This window comes from Roseovarius sp. MBR-78 (assembly GCF_040547535.1).
Taxonomy (GTDB): domain Bacteria; phylum Pseudomonadota; class Alphaproteobacteria; order Rhodobacterales; family Rhodobacteraceae; genus Roseovarius.
In genome coordinates, this window is sequence record NZ_JBEPPX010000002.1 from 259,236 (window position 1) to 279,880 (window position 20,645).

The 20,645-nt window shown below is 64.3% G+C and carries 19 protein-coding genes; 5 read left to right on the forward strand and 14 right to left on the reverse strand.

The window, feature by feature from the left end; genetic code table 11:
* Window positions 1-7: 7 nt before the first annotated feature.
* The 7 genes from gyrB to ABIE58_RS02895 form a co-directional block, all read right to left on the reverse strand.
* Window positions 8-2,425, reverse strand: coding sequence for a DNA topoisomerase (ATP-hydrolyzing) subunit B (gene gyrB / locus ABIE58_RS02865; protein WP_354543170.1), 2,418 nt, complete (start codon window positions 2,423-2,425; stop codon window positions 8-10).
* Window positions 2,426-2,513: 88 nt separating this feature from the next.
* A complete protein-coding gene (locus tag ABIE58_RS02870) occupies window positions 2,514-3,134 on the reverse strand; it encodes a LysE family translocator (RefSeq protein ID WP_354543171.1) in 621 nt (206 codons plus the stop codon).
* Window positions 3,131-4,240 carry a DNA replication/repair protein RecF gene (recF, locus tag ABIE58_RS02875; RefSeq protein WP_354543172.1) on the reverse strand — a complete coding sequence of 370 codons (1,110 nt, stop codon included), beginning with the start codon at window positions 4,238-4,240 and terminating at the stop codon, window positions 3,131-3,133. Before recF ends, ABIE58_RS02870 begins: the two co-directional genes overlap by 4 nt.
* A gap of 53 nt (window positions 4,241-4,293) precedes the next feature.
* Window positions 4,294-5,412, reverse strand: a complete 1,119-nt coding sequence (gene dnaN / locus ABIE58_RS02880) for a DNA polymerase III subunit beta (RefSeq protein ID WP_354543173.1) — start codon at window positions 5,410-5,412, stop codon at window positions 4,294-4,296.
* Between the two features lie 138 nt (window positions 5,413-5,550).
* Window positions 5,551-6,909 carry a chromosomal replication initiator protein DnaA gene (gene dnaA, locus ABIE58_RS02885; protein WP_354543174.1) on the reverse strand — a complete coding sequence of 453 codons (1,359 nt, stop codon included), beginning with the start codon at window positions 6,907-6,909 and terminating at the stop codon, window positions 5,551-5,553.
* A gap of 478 nt (window positions 6,910-7,387) precedes the next feature.
* Window positions 7,388-7,651 (reverse strand): 30S ribosomal protein S20, encoded by a 264-nt coding sequence (gene rpsT / locus ABIE58_RS02890; protein WP_354543175.1) that lies wholly within the window; start codon window positions 7,649-7,651, stop codon window positions 7,388-7,390.
* A gap of 162 nt (window positions 7,652-7,813) precedes the next feature.
* Window positions 7,814-8,632, reverse strand: coding sequence for a sulfotransferase family protein (locus ABIE58_RS02895; protein ID WP_354543176.1), 819 nt, complete (start codon window positions 8,630-8,632; stop codon window positions 7,814-7,816).
* A gap of 140 nt (window positions 8,633-8,772) precedes the next feature.
* Here ABIE58_RS02895 and ABIE58_RS02900 point away from each other — a divergent pair, with 140 nt between their 5' ends.
* From ABIE58_RS02900 to ABIE58_RS02920, 5 genes are all read left to right on the forward strand, one after another.
* Window positions 8,773-10,350 (forward strand): DUF5928 domain-containing protein, encoded by a 1,578-nt coding sequence (locus ABIE58_RS02900; RefSeq protein WP_354543177.1) that lies wholly within the window; start codon window positions 8,773-8,775, stop codon window positions 10,348-10,350.
* Window positions 10,351-10,359: 9 nt separating this feature from the next.
* Window positions 10,360-10,746 carry an HIT domain-containing protein gene (locus tag ABIE58_RS02905; RefSeq protein WP_354543178.1) on the forward strand — a complete coding sequence of 129 codons (387 nt, stop codon included), beginning with the start codon at window positions 10,360-10,362 and terminating at the stop codon, window positions 10,744-10,746.
* 61 nt (window positions 10,747-10,807) lie between these two features.
* Complete coding sequence (locus ABIE58_RS02910) at window positions 10,808-11,605, forward strand: ion transporter (protein WP_354543179.1); 798 nt, start codon at window positions 10,808-10,810, stop codon at window positions 11,603-11,605.
* A gap of 59 nt (window positions 11,606-11,664) precedes the next feature.
* Window positions 11,665-12,738: a phenylalanine--tRNA ligase subunit alpha gene (gene pheS / locus ABIE58_RS02915; RefSeq protein ID WP_354543180.1), complete on the forward strand. Its 1,074-nt coding sequence runs from the start codon at window positions 11,665-11,667 to the stop codon at window positions 12,736-12,738.
* Entirely contained in the window at window positions 12,738-13,115 is a 378-nt protein-coding gene (locus tag ABIE58_RS02920) for a DUF2513 domain-containing protein (RefSeq protein ID WP_354543181.1), read from the forward strand. The genes pheS and ABIE58_RS02920 overlap by 1 nt, the downstream gene beginning before the upstream one ends.
* 212 nt (window positions 13,116-13,327) lie before the next feature.
* Here ABIE58_RS02920 and ABIE58_RS02925 read toward each other — a convergent pair whose 3' ends face one another.
* The 7 genes from ABIE58_RS02925 to ABIE58_RS02955 form a co-directional block, all read right to left on the reverse strand.
* Window positions 13,328-13,963, reverse strand: coding sequence for an ATP-binding cassette domain-containing protein (locus ABIE58_RS02925; RefSeq protein ID WP_354543182.1), 636 nt, complete (start codon window positions 13,961-13,963; stop codon window positions 13,328-13,330).
* A complete protein-coding gene (locus ABIE58_RS02930) occupies window positions 13,956-15,692 on the reverse strand; it encodes an ABC transporter permease (protein ID WP_354543183.1) in 1,737 nt (578 codons plus the stop codon). Before ABIE58_RS02930 ends, ABIE58_RS02925 begins: the two co-directional genes overlap by 8 nt.
* A gap of 6 nt (window positions 15,693-15,698) precedes the next feature.
* On the reverse strand, window positions 15,699-16,916 hold the full coding sequence (locus ABIE58_RS02935; protein ID WP_502950055.1) for an ABC transporter substrate-binding protein: 1,218 nt from the start codon (window positions 16,914-16,916) through the stop codon (window positions 15,699-15,701).
* An 83-nt stretch (window positions 16,917-16,999) separates the two neighbouring features.
* A complete protein-coding gene (locus ABIE58_RS02940; protein WP_354543197.1) occupies window positions 17,000-18,202 on the reverse strand; it encodes an ABC transporter substrate-binding protein in 1,203 nt (400 codons plus the stop codon).
* 40 nt (window positions 18,203-18,242) lie between these two features.
* Window positions 18,243-19,301, reverse strand: a complete 1,059-nt coding sequence (locus ABIE58_RS02945) for an aminoglycoside phosphotransferase/kinase family protein (protein ID WP_354543184.1) — start codon at window positions 19,299-19,301, stop codon at window positions 18,243-18,245.
* Window positions 19,298-20,263, reverse strand: a complete 966-nt coding sequence (locus ABIE58_RS02950) for an SPASM domain-containing protein (protein WP_354543185.1) — start codon at window positions 20,261-20,263, stop codon at window positions 19,298-19,300. The genes ABIE58_RS02945 and ABIE58_RS02950 overlap by 4 nt, the downstream gene beginning before the upstream one ends.
* 235 nt (window positions 20,264-20,498) lie before the next feature.
* Complete coding sequence (locus ABIE58_RS02955) at window positions 20,499-20,636, reverse strand: DUF6789 family protein (RefSeq protein WP_354543198.1); 138 nt, start codon at window positions 20,634-20,636, stop codon at window positions 20,499-20,501.
* Window positions 20,637-20,645 lie beyond the last annotated feature (9 nt).

Consider the following 20,645-nt stretch of genomic DNA (forward strand, 5'->3'; position numbering starts at 1 on the left):
CACGACCCTAGAAATCGAGGTTCGCGACGTTGAGCGCGTTTTCCTGGATGAACTCGCGGCGCGGCTCGACCACGTCGCCCATCAGCTTGGTAAAGAGGTCGTCGGCCTCGGCCACGTCGTCGATCCTGACCTGCAAAAGCGTGCGCGCGTCGGGGTCGAGCGTGGTTTCCCAGAGCTGATCCGGGTTCATCTCGCCCAGCCCCTTGTAGCGTTGCAGCGAGAGGCCCTTTTCCCCCTCTTTCAGGATCGCGTCGAGCAGGTCGAGCGGGCCAAAGATCGGTTGCGAGCGGTCCTTGCGCAAGAGCGTGGCACGCTCGCGGTAGATGTCGCGCAGGGCCTGCGTCATCTGCGACAGGCGGCGCGCCTCGCCGCCGCGCAGCACCGGGCCGTCGAGCGTGCGCAGCTCTTCGACGCCGCGCACCGTGCGGCTGAGGCGCAGCCCGTGATCCTGCGTCGGGCGGCCCTGCCATCCGCGCTCGTATTCGTTGGAAATCATGTCGAGCCGGGCGGCGACGGTATCGGCCACGCCTTGCAGGTCGCTATCGACACGACCGGGCACAAAGGCCTCGGCAATCGCCGCCTGTTCGAGGATGTGGCGGGGATAATGGGTGGGGAACGCCTCGAGGATACGCCGCGCGGCACGCGCCTCCTCGACCACGCGCACAAGATCGGGGCCGGCGATTTCCTCGCCCGATCCCAAACGCAGCGCGGCATCGGTGGTACCCTGCTCGATCAGGTAATCCTCGAGCGAGGGGTGATCCTTGAGATAGACCTCGGACTTGCCGCGCATCACCTTGTAGAGCGGCGGCTGCGCGATATAGAGGTATCCGCCCTCGATCAATTCGGGCATCTGCCGGTAGAAGAAGGTGAGCAACAGCGTGCGGATATGCGCGCCATCGACATCGGCATCGGTCATGATGACGATCTTGTGGTAGCGCAATTTCGAGATGTCGAATTCATCCCGGCCAATGCCGGTGCCAAGCGCCATGACGAGATTGCCGATTTCCTGGCTGCCCAGCATCCGGTCAAACCGCGCGCGCTCGACATTGAGGATCTTGCCGCGCAGCGGCAGCACCGCCTGCGTGCCGCGATCGCGGCCCGTCTGCGCCGAGCCACCCGCCGAATCGCCCTCGACGAGGAACAATTCGGTCTTGGACGGGTCTTTGGATGAACAATCCTTGAGTTTCCCGGCGAGGAAATTGACATCCATCGGGTTCTTGCGGCGGGTGAGATCGCGCGCCTTGCGCGCCGCCTCGCGGGCATGGGCGGCCTCGATGATCTTGGAGACGACGATCTTGGCGACCTGGGGGTTTTCCTCGAACCATTCGCCAAGCTTTTCGCCCACGAGGTTTTCCACCGCAGGCCGCACCTCGGAGCTTACCAGCTTGTCCTTGGTCTGGCTGGAGAATTTCGGATCGGGCACCTTGACCGACAGCACGCAAGTGAGCCCCTCGCGGGCATCGTCGCCGGTAAAGCTCACCTTTTCCTTTTTCGCGATCCCGGTGGTCTGGGCATAGGTGTTGATGGTCCGGGTCAGCGCGCCGCGAAACCCCGCCATATGGGTGCCGCCATCGCGCTGCGGGATGTTGTTGGTAAACGGCAGCACCGTCTCGTGATAGCTGTCGTTCCACCACATCGCCACCTCGACGGTGATCCCCTCGCGCTCGCCGATGATAAAGATCGGCTCCGGCATCATCGGGGTCTTGTGGCGGTCGAGATATTTGACGAATTCCTTGACCCCACCTTCGTAGAACAATTCCGAGGTCAGCGGCTCTGCGGGGCGTTCGTCGCGCAGGATGATGCGCACGCCGGAATTGAGAAAAGCCAGCTCGCGCAGGCGGCGTTCCAGTATCTCGAAGCTGTATTCGAGGTTGGAAAATGTCTCGGTCGAGGCGAGAAAGCGCACCTCGGTGCCCTTGCGGCCCCCTGCATCTCCCACGACGCGCAGCGGCTCCACGGTAAAGCCACCCTCGAAGCGGGCGAGATGTTCCTTGCCATTTCGCCAGATGCGGAGTTCGAGCCAGTCGGACAGCGCGTTGACGACCGACACGCCAACCCCGTGCAGACCACCCGAAACCTTGTAGGAATTCTGGTCGAATTTGCCGCCTGCGTGCAGTTGGGTCATGATGACCTCGGCGGCGGACACGCCTTCGCCTTCGTGGATATCGGTCGGGATGCCCCGGCCATTATCGCTCACCGACACACTGGAATCGGCATGGATGGTGACGTTGACGGCATCGGCATGACCGGCCAGCGCCTCGTCGATGCCGTTATCGACGACCTCGTAGACCATATGGTGCAGGCCAGAGCCGTCATCGGTATCGCCGATATACATGCCGGGGCGCTTGCGCACCGCCTCCAACCCTTTGAGAACCTTGATGGAATCGGCGCCGTATTCTTCGGGCACGATGGCGGGTTCGGACATGCGTGAGTTCCTTCGTATTTTTGTGATTTTATACGTTTTATTGGGGGCAATGTCACGCCCAACCGCAACATTTTGCGGTCTCTCGCGCTCAGGTGAAGGGAATGACCAGCCCCACCAGAATCAGCAGCGCGCCAGAGCCGGTATTGAGCCGCGCAATTGCCTTGGGGCTTTGCAACAGACGCCGCGCGCGATCGAGAAAAAACGCAAGCCCAAGGTTGCCCAGCATCGGCACGGTAGCCGATACGGCAAGGATCGCGGCGATGTCGGGCACGGTGACGGTTGAGAGATCAAAAAAGCCCGGCAGGAACCCCATATAGAAGAGGATCGCCTTGGGATTGCCGATCACCGCCGCCATACCGACCGAGAACCCGGCCCAGATGCCGGGGCGGGTCATGCGGCTGTCGGCACCGGGCACGCGCGCCGGGGTGCGGATCAGGATCACGCCCATCACGATAAACACCCCCGCCGCGACCCAGCGCAGCGCTTCCAGCGCATCGCCATAGACCGACAGCACCCAGGCGAGCCCGAGGATCGCGCAAAGCGGCCAGATCAGATCGCCCAATGCCACCCCCACCGCCAAGGGCCAGGCCCCCGCCATCCCGCCCGAGAGCGCCCGCGCCGTGAGCGCCACCCAGACCGGCCCCGGCACAGCCCAAAGCCCCGCTATCGCAGCGGCGTAAAGCATGAGATCGAAAGGGGCGATGGTCATGGGGTGAGGTGCTCGATCCGGCTGGTGCCATCGTTTTCGGTGACGTGGATATGCTGGGCACGCGCGCCCAACTCAGAAAACAGTTCCGGCCCGGTGCCGGTCATCCATGCCTGCGCGCCGAGCGCGCAGATTTCGTCATAGAGCGCGGCGCGGCGGGTGGCGTCAAGATGCGCCGCCACTTCGTCGAGCAACAGGATCGGCGGCGCGCCGAAATCGCGCGCCAGCGCGCGGGCATTGGCGAGGATGAGCGAGACCAGAAGCGCCTTTTGCTCGCCGGTCGAACAGTCGGCTGCAGGCACGCCCTTGGCGGCATAGACACCATAGAGGTCGGCGCGATGCGGGCCGATCAGGGTGCGCCCGGCCACCAGATCGCGAAACCGGCTCTCGGCCAGCGCCTCGCGCAGGTCATCCGCGCCCTCGGGCATCGCGCCCTCAGTCTGCGTCAGCTCCAGATCGGCGGCGGGAAAGGCGGTCTCGGCCTGCATCTGCGCCCCCATGATGAGCGCGAGCGCCTGTTGCCGGTTGGCGTGGATTTCCGCGCCGCTCTCGGCCATCTGCCGCTCCAGCGCGAGATACCAATGCGCGTCGCGCACCTGATCCTTGAGCAGGCGATTGCGCTCGCGCATGGCCTTCTCGAAGGTGAGCGTGGCCTCGGCATGGCCCGGCAAGAAACTCATGGTCAGGCGATCCAGAAACCGCCGCCGCCCCTCGGCCCCCTCGATCCAGAGCCGGTCCATCGCCGGAATGAGCCAGAGCACGCGAATGATGCGGCCAAGCGCAAGCTGCGTCGCGGATTTATCGTCGATGCGCACCTGCCGCGCGCCGCCTTCCTCGGACCAGATCGCCACCTCGTGCACCTGATGAAGCGACTGAAGGATCGCGGTCACCTTCCATCCCAGCGCCTCGGGCCGCCGCGCCATGTCCTGCGCCGCCGCCCGCCGCAAGCCCCGCCCCGGCGACAGAAGCGAGACCGCCTCGATCAGGTTGGTCTTGCCCGCGCCATTGGGGCCAAAGATCGCGACGGGCCGGGCATCAAGCGCAAGCCGCGCCGATTTATGCGAGCGGAAATGCGAGAGGGTCAGCTCTGACAGGTGAAGGCCGGGCATTCACGGCCCTTTCATCTTGCCAAAAATATTCCCGCCGGAGGCTCCGACAGATGTCACACCCGCATCGGCATGACGACATAAACCGCCGTCGTGTCATTGCCCTCGCGCATCAGCGTGGGATCGCCCGAGGAGTTGAACAGGAACACGGCGTTCTCGCGGTCCACCTGGCTGGCGATTTCCAGCAGGTATTTGGCGTTGAAGCCGATCTCCAACCGCTCGTCGCCATAAGCCACGGCAAGCTCTTCCTCGGCGGCACCGCTGTCGGGGGCGTTGACCGACAGGATCAGACGATCCTCGTCGAGCGACAGCTTCACCGCGCGCGAGCGTTCGGAACTGACGGTCGCAACCCGGTCCACGGCCTGTGCAAACTCGGCGGCATCCACCTCCAGCCGGCGCGTGTTGCCCTGCGGGATGACGCGGGTGTAATCGGGGAAGGTGCCGTCAATCACCTTCGATGTCAAAGTGATGTCGGGGGTGGCAAAGCGGATCTTGGTCTCCGAGACCGAGACCGCGATCTTCATCTCATCGTCTTCGAGCAGTTTACGCAATTCGCCCACGGTCTTGCGCGGCACGATCACGCCGGGCATGTCGCCCGCCCCCTCGGGCAGGTCCGCATCAATCCGGGCAAGGCGGTGGCCGTCGGTTGCCACGCAGCGCAACACCTGGCCGCCATCGGCCTCGGCCACATGCATGTAGACCCCGTTGAGGTAATAGCGCGTCTCTTCCGTCGAGATGGCAAATTTCGACTTGTCGAAAAGCCGCCGCAGCACCGGCGCGGGGGCCGAGAAGTTGCTGGCATATTCCGCCGAGGCCATCACCGGGAAGTCCTCTTTGGGCAGCGTCGCGAGGTTGAAATTCGACCGCCCTGCCTGCACCGTCAGCCGCCCCGAGGTGGCATCTTCCGAGAGCGTGACAAGCGCGCCGTCGGGCAGCTTGCGCACGATCTCGTGCAGCATCACCGCCGAAACGGTCGTCGCCCCGGCCCGCTCGACCTGTGCCATGGCCTTGTCCACGATCTCGATATCAAGATCGGTGGCGCGGAACTGCACACGCTCACCTTCGGCCTCGATCAGGACGTTGGCGAGGATCGGGATCGTGTTGCGGCGCTCGACCACCGATTGCGCCTGCGCGACCGCCTTGAGCAGCGTGCCCCGTTCGATGCTGAATTTCATGCCCTCGCTCCTGTCAGGTGCCGGTCTTGCGCCGGGAAGGGCACGGTAGCGAAATCCGGCCCCGCCTCAAGCGATTTATGACGTTTTCAGCCGGATTTACCCCTGCGTCAAGGGGCGCAGGGCGCGCGGCGGGGCCGCTCATGCCTCGAGCGAGCGGCGCAGAAGCTCGATATCGTCGGCGATCTGCGCATCCTTGAGGCGCAGCTCGTCGATGCGCTTGACCCCGTGCATGATCGTGGTGTGATCGCGCCCACCAAAGCTGCGCCCGATCTCGGGCAGCGAACGGCTGGTCAGGTGCTTGCTGAGATACATCGCCACCTGCCGTGGCCGCGCGAAACAGCGGGTGCGTTTCGGGCCAACAAGGTCCGACAGGCGGATATTGTAGTGATCGGCCACCTTGCGCTTGATTTCCTCGACCGAAACCTTGCGCTCGAAGCTGCGCAGCATGTCGGCAAGGCAATCCTGCGTCAATTCCAGCGTGATCGGCTTGCCCACCAGCGAGGCAAAGGCAAACAGCCGGGTGAGCGAGCCTTCGAGCACGCGCACATTGGTGTTGATGCGATGGGCAAGAAATTCGAGCACGCCCGCCTCGATCACCAGGTCGGGGTTTTGCGCGCGGTAGCGCTCCACCCGGTTCTGGAGCACGCCGAGGCGCAATTCGTAATCGGTCGGGTGCAGGTCCACCACAAGGCCGCATTGCAGCCGCGACTTGATCCGGTCCTCCAGCCGCGCGATCTCTCCGGGGGCGCAATCGGCGGAAATGACGATCTGCTTGTTCTGGTCCACCAGCGCATTGAAGGTGTGAAAGAATTCCTCCTGCGTGCTGTCCTTGCCGGCGATGAACTGCACGTCATCGACCATCAGCACATCGACCGAGCGGAACATCTGCTTGAAATCCATGATCTTGCGGTCGCGCAGCGCCTGCACGAAGCGATACATGAACTGCTCTGCCGAGAGGTAGAGCACGGTCATCTCGGGCTGCTTCTGCGTCAATTCCCAGGCGATGGCGTGCATCAGGTGGGTCTTGCCCAGCCCCACCCCGCCATAGAGAAACAGCGGGTTGAAGGTGGTCTCGCCACCCTCTGCCACGCGGCGGGCGGCGGCATGGGCCAGTTGGTTCGGCTTGCCGACAACAAAGGTCTCGAAGCGAAAGCGGTCGTCGAGCGGCGCGGAATGCAGCGGGCTGTCGCCGCGCGCGGCGCGCGCCGGTTGGGCGGGTTTGGGCGTCTCTGCACGGCCCGGCACCGCCGCGACATTGGCCGCGACCTGGAAATCGAGCTTGCGCAGATCGGGATTCACCCGCGACATCTTGTAAAGGATCATGTCGCCGAAATGCTGCGCCACGTAATTGCCGATGAACCGTGTCGGTACCGCGAGGGTTACCACCCCGTCGGACGCCCCGGTAAATTCGAGCGGCTCTATCCAGTTGCGAAACTTGTTCTGCCCGACTGCCTGCCTGATCTGCTGTTTAAGCTCGCCCCACTGCTCTCGTGTCATATGTCCCGTTCCGCCGCTCTTATCTATGCCGCCCGGATACATGCCCGACGACAGGCCCAAATCGGCAAGTCACGAAAGAGGACAAAGATAGCATTACGACGCCGGTCACAGACCGACACCATACACTGATACCCCTGCACACTGCATATTGCTGGAAAACCCCTTTGTAACGGCCCGTCCCAAAGCCGCGAGAGTCTCTCCATCAAATGCATCTAGACAGAACCAGAGAGGATAAACCCCCTCGTGGAGCGAGCCGGGGCAGTATACCTGCCCCTGACTTGCGATGGCCTGTCCCCCCAAGCGTGAATCGCCTCGTGAAGGTAGCAACGCTTTGCGCGGTCCGACAACTCATCAATGCGCTTGACAGGGCCGGGGCCGGAAAAGAATCTCTGGCCGAGGCAACCGGCCACAACGCGAACGGGCACCGCCATCTGGCGATGCCCGTTTTTTTTCATACACCTGCGAGGTGCGACGGCAATCAGCCCAGCGACTTCACCCGCGCCGAGAGCCGCGACATCTTGCGCGCGGCGGTGTTCTTGTGAAACACGCCCTTGGTCACGCCGCGCATAAGCTCGGGCTGGGCGGCGCGCAGGGCGAGGGTTGCGGCCTCCTTGTCGCCCGAGGCGATCGCCTCTTCGAGCTTGCGCAGATAGGTGCGGATACGCGAGCGGCGTGCCTTGTTGACGGCATAACGCTTCTCGTTCTGGCGGGCGCGCTTCTTGGACTGGATCGTATTTGCCATGTCGATGTGAACCTTTCTCGGGTCTGTCAATGTCTGGTTGCACAGATACCCGATCCTGCCCCGCCGTTCCGGGGGCCTCGGCTCTTGCCTCAAAAAGCGGGCATCACGCGCATGTCTGGCAGGGCGTATAGCCGAGTCGCGGGGAAATGCAACCCCGCCCCGCTACTCGCCCAGCTTGGCGTGGACCTCGTCAAGGTCGATCTCGGCCACCGGCAGTTTGTTGGCGGGGTTCTCGAAATCGTATTTGAACACCTCGAAATCGCGCTTGTAGATCTCGTAGACCAGATGCATAGCGAGATCGTCGAAATACGCCTCGACCGGGTGGGCGCGCTTTGGCCCGTGGCCCTCGGATTCGTTGAAGCGGGGGATTTTCGTCAGATCAACCTTGTGGCGCGTGTTGATCGCCGCGAGCACCTCGCCCATGCCGTCGTTGAATTTCTCGGTCCAGAAAATCTTGTCGTAGCGGCCGCCGTTGACGATGAAGGTCGAGACATGGCCCGACATGGCAGACCAGTGGATATCGGGCTCCATCGGGCGTTTCCAGCGGATTGTGTCGCGGGCGAAGAGCAAAAAGCGGCGAAAGCTGCGGATCTGGTCGAACTCCTCCTTGCCGTCCTCGCCGCCGACCTCGATGCCGTATTTCTGGATGATCGTCGGCACCAGCTTGCCGCGATAGCGCCGCCCGTTGCGCTGAATGCCGCAGATCTTGTCGAAAAACGACGACAGGATACGCGTATAGGGGTTGCGCACGCAGGTGAAGGCATAGCTCGTATGCGTGCGGACATTGGCCGTGATGATCTTCTGGCTGTCCTCGATGGCCCATTTGTGCATCCCCGAGGTGGCATCGTGGATGTCGCCGTCAAAGAATTCGCCATGATCGGAGTAATACATGATCTGGCCGATGGTGGAGCAGGCGCATTTGGGCACCACGCGGTAGACCACGCTCTCGCTCTCGGTCATCCAAGTTCCCGGAAAGCCCATGATCGCTCCGCCTTTCGTTTTCTTGATGCATCAAGCTTGTCTAACCTCTTCAAAAAAGCAACGAAAGCCTGTTTATTGACCCCCCGTTCATCGCTAATGCTGTAAACAATGCCCGTAAATCACAGGATACCGTTTCCTTAATGGCACGAATCGCCTTCATCCTGCTGTGTCACAAGGACCCCGAGGCCATCGTGCGGCAGGCGCGGATGCTCACGGCGGCGGGCGATTACATCGCCATCCATTTCGACGCCCGCGCCAAGCCCGAGGCACATGCACAGATCCGCGAGGGGCTGGCGGACAACCCCAACGTCGTGTTCGCCGGGCGCAGGCTCAAATGCGGCTGGGGCGAGTGGTCGCTGGTGCAGGCAACGCTTTACGCGGTGGAGGCGGCGGTGGGTGCCTTCCCGCGCGCGACGCATTTCTACATGCTCTCGGGCGATTGCGCGCCGATCAAGTCGTCGCGCCATGCGCATGAATTTCTCGACGCCCGCGATGTCGATTACATCGAGAGTTTCGACTATTTCAAAAGCGACTGGATCAAGACCGGGATGAAGGAAGAGCGGCTCATCTACCGCCACTTCTTCAACGAGCGCACCCAGACCAAGCGATTCTACGCCGCGTTCAACCTGCAACGCAAACTGCGCCTTACGCGCGACATTCCGCGCGATATCGAGGTGCAGATCGGCAGCCAATGGTGGTGCCTGCGCCGCCGCACGGTGGAATGGATCCTCGATTTCACCCGCACCCGGCGCGACGTGATGCGGTTCTTCCGCACCACATGGATTCCCGACGAGACGTTTTTCCAGACATTGGTGCGCCATCTCGTGACCGAGACAGAGATCGAGACCCGCACGCTCACCTTTCTGATGTTTACCGATTACGGGATGCCGGTGACGTTCTACAACGACCATTACGACATGCTTTTGGGGCAGGATTACCTCTTCGCGCGCAAGATCAGCCCCGAGGCGACGGTGCTCAAGCGGCGGCTGGGCATGCTCTACAGCAACGATTCCGTGCAGTTCAAGATTTCGAACGAGGGGCGCAATCTCTACAAGTTCCTGACCGGGCGCGGGCGCGAGGGGCGGCGGTTTTCCTCGCGCTTCTGGGAGGTCGAGAGCACCATCGGACGCAATCGCGAATTGATGATCGTGATCTGCAAGAAATGGCATGTCGCCAAGCGGCTGGTGGCGCGCATCCGGCAGATGACCAACATCCCCGTGCTCGAATATCTCTTCAACGAGGAAAGCGCCGCCCTGCCCGATCTTGGTGGTATCCAGGCCACGCTTGGCAAGCGCACGCGCCACCGCCGCGCGCTGATGCGGATGCTGTTTGATTATTACGAGACCGACCGGCTTTTAATCTGCATGGACCCGGCCAATATGGACCTGTTGCAGGATTTCTGCGGCGACCGGGTCAAGACGCGGCTGCTCGAGGTGCAATGCGAGTTTCCCGACGCATATCTTGTTGGCCACGCGCAGCGTGTCGGGCTCGCCGGCGAGCAGGCCCCCGAAGAGACACTCGACCGCCTGCTGCCGACGATCCGCGCCGATATCATCCACGAACAGGACCGCATTCGCGATGCCGAGTTCGAAAACCATTCCATCCTGCGCGAGAGCGACGACCGCGGCGCGAATGCCGCCCCGCTGGCGCGGTTTCTTGATATTCCCGCCGAAAAGGCGCAGGAAATCGTCGAGATAGACTATCTTTTCGCGGATTGAGGAGCCCTCATGGCCTATGTTTACGACGACCAGAACGTGTTTGCAAAAATCCTGCGCGGCGAGATTCCCAACAAGACCGTGCTGGAAACCGAGCATACGCTTGCCTTCGAGGATATCCAGCCACAGGCGCCGGTGCATGTGCTGGTGATCCCAAAGGGGTCTTACGTGGACCATGCGCATTTCGCGGGCGCGGCAAGCGATGCCGAGATCGTCGATTTCACCCGCGCCGTGGCCGAGATATGCCGCCTCACCGGTGTCGGGCCGGGCGATGGCGGAGGCGGCTTTCGCAGCATCGCCAATGCCGGTGCCGATGGCGTGCAGGACGTGCCGCATTATCACCTGCACATTCTGGGCGGTCGTCCGCTGGGCCGGATGCTGGGGCGCGCGCAGGGCTGAAGGCGGCTTGCGGCGGGGGGCAGTCGCGCCCATATGAGGCGCGGCACAGCAGGGGCAGAACATGACATTTCGCAGCCGCGTCGGCGCGTTCCTCGACACGACGATCTTTCAGAACACCATCCTTGGGGTAATCCTGTTCAACGCCGTCATCCTCGGGCTGGAAACGGTCGATCCGGTGATGGCGCAGGCAGGCGGGCTCATCATAGGGCTTGACCGTCTGTGCCTTGCGATCTTCGTGGTCGAGATTGCGGCCAAGCTTTATGCGCGCGGCATCGCCGGGTTCTTTCGCCGTGGCTGGAACATATTCGATTTCGTGATCGTGGGCATCTCGCTGGTGCCGGCAACCCAAGGATTGGCGGTGCTGCGCGCGCTGCGCATCCTGCGGTTGTTGCGGGTGGTGTCGGTGGCCCCGTCGCTGCGCCGCGTGGTCGAGGGGCTGGTCAACGCCCTGCCCGGCATGGGCTCGGTCTTCCTGCTGATGGGGATGATCTTCTATATCGGCTCGGTCATGGCGACCAAGCTGTTCGGCGCGGCCTTCCCCGACTGGTTCGGCGATCTGGGGCGCTCGGCCTATTCGCTCTTCCAGATCATGACGCTGGAATCCTGGTCGATGGGGATCGTGCGCCCTGTGATGGAGGTCTATCCGCAGGCCTGGGCGTTTTTCGTGCCGTTCATCATGGTCACCACCTTCGCGGTTGTGAACCTGCTGGTGGGTCTCATCGTCAATTCGATGCAGGACGCCCACCATGCCGAGGATACGGAAAAGACCGACAGCTATCGCGACGAGGTGCTGGCGCGGCTTGAGCGGCTGGAGGGGATGCTCCGCGAGCGCGCGGGCGACGGCGAGCACCGCCCCTGACGCTTGCACCCCGCGCCGGGGCGCGCTAACCCGCCTGTAACAGTATCGGGGTGACGAACATGAGCGATCTGCGCGAGACATACCTGAAGGCCATTGCCGATGCGGGCGACGAGACCGCGATCGAGGCGCTGCGCGTTCAGGCGCTCGGCAAGAAGGGCGAGATCAGCCTTGCCATGCGAGAGCTTGGCCGGATGAGCCCGGAAGAGCGGCAAGAGGCCGGTCCGCGCCTCAACGCGCTCAAGGACGAGATCAATTCGGCGCTGGCCGCGCGGCGTGCCGCGCTGGCCGATGCCGCGCTTGACGAGCGGTTGCGCGCCGAATGGCTTGACGTGACGCTGCCCGCGCGGCACCGGCGTCAGGGCACGATCCACCCCGTGTCACAGGTGACCGAGGAGGTCACGGCGATCTTTGCCGATATGGGCTTTGCCGTGGCCGAGGGGCCGCAGGTGGAAAGCGACTGGTATAATTTCGACGCGCTCAACATCCCCTCGCACCACCCCGCGCGCGCCGAGATGGACACGTTCTACATGCATCGCGACGCGGGCGACGACCGGCCGCCGCATGTGCTTCGGACCCATACCAGCCCGGTGCAAATCCGCACCATGCAGGCCGAGGGCGCGCCTTTGCGCATCATCGCACCGGGCCGCGTCTATCGCGCCGATTATGACCAGACGCATACGCCGATGTTTCACCAGGTCGAGGGGCTGGCGATCGACCGCGACATCTCGATGGCCAACCTGAAATGGGTGCTGGAGGAATTCGTCAAGGCGTTCTTCGAGGTCGATCACGTCGATCTGCGCTTCCGCGCCTCGCATTTCCCGTTCACCGAGCCGTCGGCGGAGGTGGATATCCGCTGTAGCTGGGAAGGCGGCACGCTCAAGGTGGGTGAGGGCGATGACTGGCTGGAGATTCTGGGGAGCGGCATGGTGCACCCAAAGGTGCTGGAGGCCGGCAATATCGACCCGAACGAATGGCAGGGCTTTGCCTTTGGGATGGGTATCGACCGCATCGCCATGCTGAAATACGGCATCCCCGACCTGCGCGCGTTCTTTGACTCGGATCTGCGCTGGCTGCGGCATTACGGCTTTGCCGCGCTCGATGTGCCGACGCTGCATGGCGGCTTGTCGCGATAATGGCGAAGCGCGACTTGGATCGAATGCGTGAAATTCTTCTTCACGTTGAATCGGGTGAGAATCCTTCTGGGTGGTTTGAAGCTCGCGGTGATCGCTTCTTCGTAGATGCGGATGAGTATCAGATTGCACTTCTCGAGCAGGCTGGCTTCCTCGAAACAGATTTCGGCACTCTTGGTTCTGCAATTCCCGATGACGTTCGAATAACATTCCCCGGTCACGACTATTTGGACGCCATTCGTTCAGAGAGTATCTGGCAGGAAACCAAGGATGCGGTTGCAGACACCGGCGGCAACGCCACCCTTGAGATTCTCAAAGCGCTTGCTGTGGGCTTGTTGAAGAAGAAGATTGCGCAGCACACAGGTATCGAGATCGGTTAACTGTCAGTCGTATCGTAGAGCCGCGCATCGACGGGCCGCGGTGCGGCGATCCGACCGATGTGCAGCAGTGCTTTATCTCTCCGCGTCCGAAAAACATGCAAGCGTAGCGCCAGGGCCAGCCAAATCGCCGTGCCGGGGGCGGCCCGGCGATGCGCGGCGGCGTGCGGGGCACGCCTTGTTCCGCGCAGGGGCGTTTGCCAGACGGCTTACCCTCACCCCACCGTCACCACCTCGCCCCCCGCTGCCTCGGCATCCGTATGGTCGTGGGTGACTTGCAGAACCGGCAGGGCGCGGCGGCGGGCGGTGTCGAACACCAGCGCGCGGACCTGTGCCCGCAGCCCGGTATCGAGCTTGGAGAATGCCTCGTCGAGCAGAAGCGCGCGCGGCTCTGACAAGAGCATCCGTTGCAACGCCACCCGCGCCCGCTGCCCGCCCGAGAGCGTCGCCGGGTCGCGCCCGGCAAAACCCGCAAGCTCCACCTCCGCCAGCGCTGCCTCGATCCGTGCGCGACGTGCGCTGCGGCCCTTCACCTCGGGCTTCAGGCCAAAGGCGAGATTGGCCCCCACCGACAGATGCGGAAACAGGTATTCGTCCTGAAAAAGGATGCCGATGCGCCGCGCCTCGGTCGGCAGATCGGACAGGTCGCGCCCGTCAAGCCGGATGCGGCCGGTTATGTCAAACACCGGATCGAGCGTGCCGGTGATCGCCGCCAGAAGCGTCGATTTGCCCGAGCCCGACGGCCCCATCACCGTCAGCACCTCGCCCGGCCCCACCGTGCAATCGAGCGCGATGAGCCGGTCAGCCCCCAGCGAAATCGTCAGATGTTCGAAGCGCAGCCCCTCAGCCATCACGCATCCCCTTCCTGTTGCGCCACACAAACCGTGGCAGCAGCACCGCCAGCGCGAAAGGCGCGAACGCCGCCGCCGTCTGCGCCAGCGCATAGACCCCGATCGCACGCCGATCCCCGCCCGAGGCCAGCGCCACCGCCTCGGTGGTCAGCGTCGCCACCCGCCCCGCGCCCACCAGAAGCGTCGGCAGGTATTGGCCCACGGAAACCGCAAACCCCACCGCCGCCGCGATCAGCAAAGGCCGCAGCAGCATCGGCAACCGCACCGCCCAGAGCACGCGATCCGGCCCCGCGCCCAGCGCGCGCGCGATGGTATCCTGCCGCCGGTCCCAGGCGCGCCACGGATCGGACAGCGACAGGAACACATAGGGCAGCACGAAAACCAGATGTGCCAGCACCACCGCCGCGCGCCCACCATCGACGCCCGTCAGGATCGACAGCGTCTGAAACCCCATCAGGAACGCCACCTGCGGCACGATCAACGGCAGGTAAAGCAGCCAGAGCGCGCGCGTCGCGGGGCGCAGCCCGTGGCGGTGCTCGGCCTCCAGGCTCGCCAGTGTCAGGAGCATCGCCAGCGCCACCGCCGCCCCGGCGATGATCAGCGTCTCGGCCACCGGCCAGGCAAGGCGCGGACCAAAGCGATCCCAATTGCGCAAGGTAAAGCCATCGGGCAGCAGGTCGGGAAACTGCCACAGCCCGGCAAAGGACCACATGACCTGTCCCGCCAGCCCCGCAATCACCGCCAGCGCCGCCAGCCCGCCAAGGATCAGCGCGCCCATGCGCACCGCCTGTTCACCGCCGCGCCGCCCGCGCGCGCCGCGCACGATCCACGCGCGCCCGAGGCGGGCCACCGCGATTTCCAACAGCCGCCAGAGACCGAGCCCCACCAGCACCAGCCCCAGTTGCAGCACCGCCCCCGCCGCCGCCTGAAACCGAAACGCCAGATCGGGATCGCTCATCCAGCGCACCACCTGCACCGCCAGCGTCGGTGGCGTGTTGGGGCCGAGGATGATCGCCACATCCACCACCGACATGGAAAACGCGAGCACCGCGTAGACCGGCAGGCGAATCTGCCGGTAGACCAGCGGAAAGATCACCTTGAGCCAGCCGGTGACGCGGGCATAGCCCAGCGCCTGCGCCAGCCGCAGGCTCTGGCCGGGGCGCACCTGCGTCAGCGCCGCCAACGTCATCAAGAGAAGGAACGGCACCTCCTTGGTGACCAGCCCGAAGATGAGGCTAAGGCCCGCCGGGTCTTGCAGGATCAACAGATCAGGCGGCTGCGCCCAGCCCGTGACGCCGGGCGAGAGCGCGCGCGCGATCCAGCCCGAGGGCGCGATCAGGAAGGCCAAACCAAAGGCCGCCGCCGCGTGCGGCACCGATAGAAGCGGCGACAAGAGCCGCTCCACCGCGCCAAAGGTCCGCGTGCCCGCCCAACCGGCGCAAATCAGCACGACGATGATCAGCGACAGCGCGGTGGCGGCAAACCCCACCCCGAGGCTGAGCATCACCGCGCGCGGCAGGCCGGGCCAGGCGAAAAGCGCATCGAACGCCGCAAGGCTGATACCCTCCCCGCCCAGCGCGGGCATATAGCCCAGCGCGGGCGCAAGCGTGCCCAATAGCCCCGCCAGCACCGGCCCCAGCATCACCCCCAGCGTCAGGAGCGGTGCCCAGGGCAGGAATTGACCCCGCCGCGCAGGGCGTGGCGGGGTGGTGGTGGCTGCGGCGCGCATGCGGGCTTACTGACCGACGCCGTAACGCGCGATCCAGTCCTCTTCCAGCCGGGTCATCCACGAGGGCGGCGGCTGCGGGATGGTCGCGCCCAACTCATCGGGCGCAAGGGTCGCAACGCCGCGTTCGATCGCGTCAAACCGCGCGCGGTCCTCGGGGCTGAGCCGGTCCATCGACAGCACCGTGCCGCTGCCCCAGACCGCCGGGTCGGCCTTTTTCGCCTGCGCCTCGGGCGACATCAGGAAATTCGCCACCACCATCGCACCCGCCTTGGCGCTGGCATTATAGGGGATCGCCACGAAGCTGATATTGCTGATCGTGCCCCCGTCAAGCACATAGCTGCGCACCGTGTCGGGCAACTCGAAATTGGCGATGGCATTCGAGGCCTCGTTGGGGTTGAAGCTGAGCGCAAGGTCGATCTCGCCATCGTTCATCAACTGAATGAGCCGCGGCCCCGTCTGCGGATAGGCCTCGCCGCCGCGCCAGAGATTGGGGGTAAGGTCATCAAGCCACGCCCAGAGCGGCGCGGTAGCGCTGGCATAGGTCTCTTCGGTCACGGGCTGTTCCAGCACCGACGGATCGGGGGCAAGTTCCTGCAAGGCCTGCTTGAGAAACGTGGTGCCAAGGAAATCGGGCGGCTGCGGATAGGCGAAACGCCCCGGATTCTCGCGCAGCCACTCGCCCAGCGCGGGCATGGAGCGTGGCGGCGCATCAACCCGCGCGGTGTCATAATAGAACACCACCTGGCTCTGGCTCCAGGGCGATTCGAGCCCGTCCGTCGGCACGGTGAAATCGGACACGGCGGCGGGGTTTTCCTCGGGGTCGATATATTGCCAGTTGGGCAGATCCTCGGCCCAGGGGCCAAAGAGCAGCCCCTGCTCCTTCATCGCCGCGAAATTTTCGCCGTTGATCCAAATCAGGTCAACCGCGCCGCCCGCATCCTTGCCCGCCGATTTCTCGGCGATGACGCGGCTCACGGCATCGGCGGTGTCCTTGAGCTTTACGTGCTCAATGGTGATGCCGTAACGTTCGGACACCTGCTCGCCGACCCAGGCGATGTAATCATTGGTGGAATTCCACCCCGCCCAGGCGTGCCAATAGACGGTCTGGCCCTTGGCCGCCTCGGTCACGGCGGGCCAGTCCTTGGGGTCGGGCACCGCCTCTTGCGCGGCGAGCGGCGCGGCCAGCGCAAGCGCTGACAGCGATATGAGCATCTGTCGGATCATGTCGGGGTCTCCTAGTCGGTTTGCGTGCGTATATCTGCCCACCGCGCGGACCTTCGTTCATCCGCGTCGGCGCGCATCGCATGTTACTGGCCCGCGCCGTAGCGGGCGGTCCAGTCCTGCTCCAGCCGCACCATCCACGACGGATGCGGCTCGGGCAACGACTGTCCCAGCTCTGCAGGCGAGAGCGTCGCCACGCCTAGCTCGATCGCGTCAAACCGCGCGCGATCCTCGGGGCTCAGCTTGTCCAGCGCCAGAACCGTGCCACTGCCCCAGACCACCGGGTCGGATTTGCGCGCCTGCGCCTCGGGCGACATCAGGAAATTGGCGAGCACCAGCGCACCCTCCTTGGCATTGGCATTATAGGGAATGGCGACAAAGCTGGCATTGCCGATGGTGCCGCCGTCGAGCACATAGGTGCGCACCGTCTCGGGCAGTTGGAAATTGGCAATCGCGTTCGACGGCTCGTTGGGGTTGAAGCTGAGCGCGAGGTCGATCTCGCCATCGTTCATGAGCTGAATGAGCCGGGGGCCCGATTGCGGATAGGCCGCGCCGCCGCGCCACAGGTTGGGCGTGAGATCATCGAGATAGTCCCAAAGCGGCGCGGTGGCGGCCTCGTAGCTTGCCTCGCTCACCGGCTCTTGCAACACCCTTGGGTCGGGGGTGAGTTCGATCACCGCCTGTTTGAGGAAGGTGGAGCCGAGGAAATCAGGCGGCTGCGGATAGGCGAAGCGGCCCGGATTGGCGCGCGCCCAGTCGAGCAGCGCGGGGATCGAGCGGGGCGGCTCCGAGAGCCGCGCAGTATCATGGTAAAAGACGATCTGCGCCATGCCCCAGGGGGCCTCCAGCCCCTCGGTCGGCACGGTGAAATCCGAGGTCACGGCGGGTTTGCCCGCGACATCGACATAGTGCCAGTTGGGCAGATCCTCGGCCCAGGGACCAAAGAGCAGCCCCTGTTCCTTCATCGCCGCGAAATTCTCGCCGTTGATCCAGATGAGATCGACCGCCCCGCCCGTGTCCTTGCCCGCCGATTTCTCGGCGATGACGCGGCTGACGGCATCGGCGGTGTCCTTGAGCTTCACATGCTCGACGGTGACGCCGTAGCGCGATTTTACCTCGTCTGCCGCCCAGGCGATATAGTCATTGATGGCATTGCCGCCGCCCCAGGCGTGCCAATAGACGGTCTGGCCCTCGGCTGCTTCGGTGATGGCGGGCCAGTCCTTGGGGTCGGGCGTGACCTCTTGCGCGGCGAGCGGCGCGGCGAGGGCAAGGGCCGCCAGCGCAGTCATCATGGATCGGATCATCGGGGGTCTCCTGTCGGGTTGAAGGTTACAGAATATCGGCCAGCAGACCGAACTCGGAGTCAAGCCGCGCCGCCGTGTCGGGTGCGAGATAGTGATCGACGCGGCCCCGGACATGGGCAATCAGCGCAGCCTCGCTGTTATCCGCCGCCCAGTCCTCGCCATCGCTGTCCGCCTTCGCGCCCGCGCCGGACAGCACACGCCATTTCGCGCACCATGTCATCGACCAGAGCCACATCGCGCGGCGCAGCGGCACTATCCACGGGCGCAGCGCGGCGCGGTCGGCCTCGGGCAGATGATCGAGCCAATGATGACAGGCGCGCGCCACCTCTTGCGGCTCCAGCACCGCGTGGCTCGCCACATCCCAGGTGGTCGAGGTGTAGAGCGTTGCATGCGCCAGATCGAGCGGCGGCGCGCTGTAGCGGGCCTTTTCCAGATCGACCAGCACGGCGCGACCGTCAGCCTTGATCAGGAAATTGCCAGGATGCGCGTCAAAGGAAATAAGCCGCTTGGGCGGGCGCGCGGCGCTTGCTTTCAGGTCGCGCAGCGCGGCGATATGCGTTTCCAATATAGTGCAAGTGTCGGGGTGCGCGGCGGGCAGGTGCTCGGCCTGCGCCTCGATTTCCGTCAGCAGATCGGCCAGCGGATCGGCGGGATCAAGCAGCGGCGGGCGCGCGCCTGCATCGGGCACCGGCAGTGCGTGGATCGCCGCCAGCGCCGCCATGATCGCGGGCAGGTCTTCGGGCAGGCGCGCGGCGCGGCCCTCGATCTCTTCCACGATCAGCCCGCCGCGCGGCAGCGCATCCGATGGCGGCAGCACAGCATGTAGCTGCGGCGCGTGGCCCGACGCGCTCGCGCGGGTGAAACAGGCGGCCTGATAGGCGAGGTTTTCCGCCGCGCCAAGCTGCATTTGGCTCTGCTTGGGCAGTCGCGCGATGCGCCGGGTGCCGCCAAGGCGGATATGGTCATGGGCCAGCCCAGTATCGGGCATCAGCTCAGGCAGGCCGGGGGCCTGATCCGCAGCCTTGAGCGCCACCATCAACGCCGGGATAAGCGCGGCGCGCCGGTCTGGAGCCGCTTCGGTCATTCCGCCGCCCGCTTTGCCGCCAGCCGGTCCGCGCGCAGGCGCTCCAATTCCGGCCCTAGAACCTTCTCGAAATAGCGATCACAGCCGATGCAGAGGTTGCGATAGGGTTCGCCATCGGGGCGTTTCGTGCGGGATTCGTCAAGAAACCGTGCCACATCCCAGCCCTGCGCCAACCCCATCCGCTCGGGGTGACCCATTGAAACCGCCTCCAGCGCCGGGTGACCCACCAGACTGTCAAGGATATCGTCCAGCCGCTCCTCGCAGAGATTACCCAAGGGCGCGGCGGTCTTGAGGCAGCAGGGAAAGACATCGCCGTTGGGATCGATCGAGACCTCGGACCCGGAGTAGCTCCGGTTGAGAAACCCCAGCCCCCCCGACCAGACATTGCAGAAATTGTCGGTGATATCGGCCTTCGACAGCGAGTTTTCCCAGGCCCGCCCACGCGGCCAGATCTTGCCGATCCACGCATCCTCGGTCGCGCCGAACATGGAATAGACCGGCTGATCCTCGGTCTGATCGGCCCAGTTGCGGGTGGTCGAGGCCAGCGCGCTGTCGCGCATCCCTGCGGCATGAAACATGTCGCGCAGCCGGTCGATGAGCGGCACGCGCTTGTCGCCCTCGTGGCCGACATGGAAATCGTCCATCCCGGCGCAGGAGATCATCCAGACCCCGCGCGCCAGCAACTCGTCCACGATCTGCGGCGTGACCAGATCGCCGGTGGTCTGCACGATCACGCGCACGCCTTGGGGGCCGTATTTCGCCTGGATCGCCTCCAGCGCGGGATAGAGCACCTCCTCGCGCACCGGATCGACCAGCACCTCGCCGCCCGCAAGGATGATGCGGCTGGCCCGGCGCTCGTATCCGCCGGGGGCGGTCTCGGAGGGCGCGTTGAGGTCAAGATAGCTCAGCTCGTCGGGCAGGCTGTCAATCACCTGCGGAAAGGTCGTGCGCGCCTCCTCCACCACTTTTTGCAACGCACCGCGCACGTAGGGGCGAAAGCGTGACTCATAGCAATGCTTACAACGGCGGTGACAGGCCCAGCAGAGAACGTAGTAAATGCTTTCCATATTGATCCTTTAGAGATTCGGCGTGTCAGTGCCGTGACTGCCGGATCGCCCGAGCGGTTTGAACCCCCCGCACGCCACCTCACGGGAACGTCAGAACGCCGCGAGAGGCATCGCCCCTCGCGGCGGGTTTTCAGGCCGCAGCCGGGGCGCGCTTTGCCTGGAACACCGCGCCCAGAACCGCACCGAAGATGATATGCAGCACCAACGTCATCATCGGGGCCATCATGCCGAAATTCATGCCGAACATTCCGGCACCGGCCATCGGCATCACGACGAT

Excerpts from the sequence above, each read along its gene's own strand:
- ABIE58_RS02900 (WP_354543177.1), top strand. The coding sequence starts at position 8,773 with ATGGCACGAATCGCCTTCATCCTGCTGTGTCACAAGGACCCCGAGGCC.
- recF (WP_354543172.1), bottom strand. The coding sequence starts at position 4,240 with ATGCCCGGCCTTCACCTGTCAGAGCTGACCCTCTCGCATTTCCGCTCG.
- dnaN (WP_354543173.1), bottom strand. The coding sequence starts at position 5,412 with ATGAAATTCAGCATCGAACGGGGCACGCTGCTCAAGGCGGTCGCGCAG.
- rpsT (WP_354543175.1), bottom strand. The coding sequence starts at position 7,651 with ATGGCAAATACGATCCAGTCCAAGAAGCGCGCCCGCCAGAACGAGAAG.
- ABIE58_RS02905 (WP_354543178.1), top strand. The coding sequence starts at position 10,360 with ATGGCCTATGTTTACGACGACCAGAACGTGTTTGCAAAAATCCTGCGC.
- ABIE58_RS02955 (WP_354543198.1), bottom strand. The coding sequence starts at position 20,636 with ATGCCGATGGCCGGTGCCGGAATGTTCGGCATGAATTTCGGCATGATG.
- ABIE58_RS02940 (WP_354543197.1), bottom strand. The coding sequence starts at position 18,202 with ATGACTGCGCTGGCGGCCCTTGCCCTCGCCGCGCCGCTCGCCGCGCAA.
- gyrB (WP_354543170.1), bottom strand. The coding sequence starts at position 2,425 with ATGTCCGAACCCGCCATCGTGCCCGAAGAATACGGCGCCGATTCCATC.
- ABIE58_RS02910 (WP_354543179.1), top strand. The coding sequence starts at position 10,808 with ATGACATTTCGCAGCCGCGTCGGCGCGTTCCTCGACACGACGATCTTT.
- ABIE58_RS02895 (WP_354543176.1), bottom strand. The coding sequence starts at position 8,632 with ATGGGCTTTCCGGGAACTTGGATGACCGAGAGCGAGAGCGTGGTCTAC.
- dnaA (WP_354543174.1), bottom strand. The coding sequence starts at position 6,909 with ATGACACGAGAGCAGTGGGGCGAGCTTAAACAGCAGATCAGGCAGGCA.
- ABIE58_RS02945 (WP_354543184.1), bottom strand. The coding sequence starts at position 19,301 with ATGACCGAAGCGGCTCCAGACCGGCGCGCCGCGCTTATCCCGGCGTTG.
- ABIE58_RS02870 (WP_354543171.1), bottom strand. The coding sequence starts at position 3,134 with ATGACCATCGCCCCTTTCGATCTCATGCTTTACGCCGCTGCGATAGCG.
- ABIE58_RS02930 (WP_354543183.1), bottom strand. The coding sequence starts at position 15,692 with ATGCGCGCCGCAGCCACCACCACCCCGCCACGCCCTGCGCGGCGGGGT.
- ABIE58_RS02920 (WP_354543181.1), top strand. The coding sequence starts at position 12,738 with ATGGCGAAGCGCGACTTGGATCGAATGCGTGAAATTCTTCTTCACGTT.
- ABIE58_RS02925 (WP_354543182.1), bottom strand. The coding sequence starts at position 13,963 with ATGGCTGAGGGGCTGCGCTTCGAACATCTGACGATTTCGCTGGGGGCT.
- ABIE58_RS02935 (WP_502950055.1), bottom strand. The coding sequence starts at position 16,916 with ATGATCCGACAGATGCTCATATCGCTGTCAGCGCTTGCGCTGGCCGCG.
- pheS (WP_354543180.1), top strand. The coding sequence starts at position 11,665 with ATGAGCGATCTGCGCGAGACATACCTGAAGGCCATTGCCGATGCGGGC.